The sequence below is a fragment of the uncultured Sunxiuqinia sp. genome (assembly GCF_963974515.1).
GTDB lineage: Bacteria > Bacteroidota > Bacteroidia > Bacteroidales > Prolixibacteraceae > Sunxiuqinia.
Genome location: NZ_CAXBDD010000194.1, coordinates 1 through 3,278 on the forward strand (window position 1 = coordinate 1; position 3,278 = coordinate 3,278).

At 41.3% G+C, this 3,278-nt stretch carries 5 protein-coding genes; 3 read left to right on the forward strand and 2 right to left on the reverse strand.

The features are described 5' to 3' along the window. The first annotated feature begins 372 nt into the window (after positions 1-372). The 3 genes from hutG to AAC033_RS18755 all read left to right on the forward strand — a co-directional run bounded on the left by hutG (position 373) and on the right by AAC033_RS18755 (position 2,688). Positions 373-1,176, forward strand: a complete 804-nt coding sequence (gene hutG, locus AAC033_RS18745; RefSeq protein WP_339741028.1) for an N-formylglutamate deformylase — start codon at positions 373-375, stop codon at positions 1,174-1,176. A gap of 84 nt (positions 1,177-1,260) precedes the next feature. Next, positions 1,261-1,836 carry a DUF1415 domain-containing protein gene (locus AAC033_RS18750; protein ID WP_339741030.1) on the forward strand — a complete coding sequence of 192 codons (576 nt, stop codon included), beginning with the start codon at positions 1,261-1,263 and terminating at the stop codon, positions 1,834-1,836. A 135-nt stretch (positions 1,837-1,971) separates the two neighbouring features. Beyond that, the gene (locus tag AAC033_RS18755; RefSeq protein WP_339741032.1) at positions 1,972-2,688 is read left to right on the forward strand and encodes a hypothetical protein; all 717 of its coding nucleotides are present in this window, start codon (positions 1,972-1,974) and stop codon (positions 2,686-2,688) included. A gap of 100 nt (positions 2,689-2,788) precedes the next feature. Here the strand turns inward: AAC033_RS18755 and AAC033_RS18760 are convergent, their stop codons facing one another. Together AAC033_RS18760 and AAC033_RS18765 are read right to left on the reverse strand one after the other, a co-directional pair. Continuing rightward, entirely contained in the window at positions 2,789-3,115 is a 327-nt protein-coding gene (locus AAC033_RS18760) for a type II toxin-antitoxin system RelE/ParE family toxin (protein ID WP_339741035.1), read from the reverse strand. Continuing rightward, on the reverse strand, positions 3,090-3,278 hold a 189-nt coding region (locus tag AAC033_RS18765), incomplete at its 5' end, for a hypothetical protein (protein ID WP_339741037.1). The genes AAC033_RS18760 and AAC033_RS18765, both read right to left, overlap by 26 nt.

Here is a 3,278-nt window from a genome sequence, read left to right on the forward strand (position 1 = left end):
TCAGTGATGAACATTACTAAGTTTTTTATGGATTAGAAAGTGGGGAGCAGGTCAGAGTAAACAAAAAAATCATGACTATAAAATCAGCATGTATTCATGTCATGGACTCATTTATTTTACTCGCTCATTAAGATTAATAATTAAGTGTTTCCAAAATCAATAAGGTCAGAGTGTTTGATTTTGGGCGTCGATATATGGAAGACGAATGAAGAAATTATCACGACCATGGCAATCAAAAGGGTCAGAGTCGATTGAAATTCACTTCACATCTAGTCGCTCCAAGCAACAATCAATGGTGTCTGACCCTATTGATGCTCCTTTGGCTAACGGTCTGAGAAAGGCCAAAACACAAAGTTTCATTTTGGAGCTTCAATGATGACAACCGAATGGCTGGAAATCAATCAGGGCAGCGCCCCCGTACTGATGAGCTTACCGCATACTGGAACGCAAATACCCGATTCTATCCAATCACAGCTTGCCTGTTCGACCGAACAAGCCCTGACAGATACCGACTGGTATGTGCACCAGTTGTACGATTTTGTCAGCTCAATGGGAATATCCACCGTTCGTACTACTATTTCCCGCTGCGTGGTCGATGTAAACCGGGACCCTTCCGGTCAGTCATTGTACCCTGGACAGGCCACCACAGAGCTTTGCCCAACAACCCGTTTTGATGGTCAGCCGCTGTATTCAGCGCCTCTTGACGACGCAGAGGTTGAACGTCGTAAAAAGCAGTATTTTGAACCCTACCATGCCGCTATTCGGGGCCAGTTGGACCGGTTGTTGCTGGATCACGACATTGTCATTCTGTTTGACGCCCACTCGATTCGTTCACAATGTCCACGACTGTTCGACGGCACTTTGCCCGACTTGAACCTAGGTACGAATAGTGGTCGAAGCTGCGCGCCAGACCTTGCCCTTCTGGTAGAAAAGCATTTATCCGGTGGTATTTTTTCTTTCGTGCATAACGGTCGGTTTAAAGGTGGCTGGATAACCCGTCATTTTGGCAAGCCTTCCAGTCAGGTTCACGGGTTGCAGTTAGAAATAGCTCAGCAAAGCTACATGCACGAAGTTCAAGGTGACGCTCCTGCTCCGTATTCTGCTGACCGGGCTGCTGCATTGCAGTCAGAACTGAAAGGTCTGTTTGTTAAGCTGGTGAACTGGGCTCATGCCTGAGTCCAGTTAAACGTCAGCTCATTCCTCGAAGAATCAATGGGGGGTCAGAGTATTTGATTTTGGGTAACGATATATGAAAGACGAATGAAGAAATTATCACGACCAAGTGAGCTCCGAAATGACGAGGAAATTGTTCACTCGGTCCGGCAATGGGTTAACACTTTTGTGATGGAAATGAATCTATGCCCATTTGCTAAGTATGAGATGCTGAACAATCGGGTGCGCTTTGCTACCACAAGAGCGATAACGGAAGAGCAATTGTTGATGTCACTGCAAGACGAGCTGGAACTGCTCAATAGTGATCCGTCAGTTGAAACTACGCTGCTGATACACCCAAATGTATTGCAGGACTTTTATGACTACAATCAGTTTTTGAGTAATGCCGATAACCTCCTTTTGGAAATGGGACTGGAAGGTACCTATCAAGTCGCCAGTTTTCATCCAGACTATCAATTTGGCGGTACAAATCCGGACGATGCAGAGAATTATACAAACCGCTCACCCTACCCCTTATTGCATCTAATTCGGGAGGCGAGTCTTGAGCGAGCTATTGTGGAATATCCTGATGTCGATCAAATTCCAATACGAAACGTGGCGCTAATGAATAGCCTGGGACACAATAAGCTGAAGGCACTATTTGAGAGCCTATTTAAGCTGTAGGGATTAGTAGTACTTTTTAGCTCCATCCAACAAAGAATGGTGTGTGACCCGAGTGATTTCAAAATTAGATGACCACCTGACAATAATTATGAGGCCAATAGCCTCATTAACACGCCGTAATAAAAAAGGGTAATTATGAAGTTTATTTCAATAAGTTTAATACTTATTACTACTCTGTTATCAACGGGATGTAGCACTTACAACTACAGACCAGAGATTGAAGGGGCAATAAAAACTCAAAATGAGCGCCTTGCACATTTGAATACATTGGATTGCTGCGTAACACCCGAAATGATGAGCAAAGAAATGTTACGTGAAGAAACTATTCACTTCACAATGTTAGAAAATAGCCATACTACCGATTTCAATGATTTTAAAAGCCATTACAAACTTTTCGATATATCTAAATTATCTGGCACTACTTATTACAAGCTTGTTACGTATACACAAGAAAAAAACACATCCCCAATTCAATTATTTTTACCTAAAATCTATATCCTTGATGAGAACTATAAAATATTGAGAGAATCAGATCCTAATCATTTAAGCTTTGTTAGGTGGTCCATAAGGGGAAATAACCACTTTGAGTTATTTATTAAAATTGATAAACAATCGTCACCGAATCAAAAATATATCCTAATTACAGCAAGTCAAGTTCCATATGGAGAACATATCGACTACAGCAGAACCTATAACTCCTTTTACACAAATATCATTGGCAATCAGGCTTATACCGTAAGCGAACCAAAAAATGACTCATTAAGCTTTATAACATCTCCTTCTGGTGTTTTAACAATTGAAAACTTGGGCGTGATGGACAGACCGTTGAATGATAGTGCTTATAGATTTTGATATTTTATGCGGTTAAAGGGGGCAGCCAACTTGAAAAAATAGTGGATATATCTAATCAATTAGTCCGACTCTAACTGACTCCTTCATCAGTATTGATTTACTAAGATTTAATCAGTTTCTGATCAACTTTGCGTTGCCCTTTAATCTTTTTATAAAAGTTTTCGTGAGAACCTAGTTGAAGCAGGTATATCTCAAGCCTGTCTTCGATCCACGAGTAACCTAAAAGAGCCAGTTGCTTATCAAGTTGGAATTTGTGCACTCTCAAAAAAGCTAAATCACCTTTTTTCTGCTCCCCTATTTCAGGGTCTTCAATAATTTTTTCGATCTCATCTTCAACCACTTTGAGTTGCGCTTCTGTCAGCTTTTTAATGGCTTTCTCAAATCGTCGCGATTCATAAACATCAATTTCGTTTTGTTCTTCTGACATAAGGTTTAACTAATCCTTGTTTGACTTCTTCGGTCGCCAGTAAAGATTCACGCACAAATTCATACGACAAGTCCGGGTTGTCGATCATGATTTGGCCAATTTTTGCCCAATACTCTATTTGCTTAGGTAGGGAGCGGCTTTCTGCTTCTGCATGAACTCTGGC

Bases quoted from the DNA above. Each gene is read 5' to 3' on its own strand.
- hutG (WP_339741028.1), top strand. From the start codon at position 373: ATGATGACAACCGAATGGCTGGAAATCAATCAGGGCAGCGCCCCCGTA.
- AAC033_RS18755 (WP_339741032.1), top strand. From the start codon at position 1,972: ATGAAGTTTATTTCAATAAGTTTAATACTTATTACTACTCTGTTATCA.
- AAC033_RS18750 (WP_339741030.1), top strand. From the start codon at position 1,261: ATGAAGAAATTATCACGACCAAGTGAGCTCCGAAATGACGAGGAAATT.
- AAC033_RS18760 (WP_339741035.1), bottom strand. From the start codon at position 3,115: ATGTCAGAAGAACAAAACGAAATTGATGTTTATGAATCGCGACGATTT.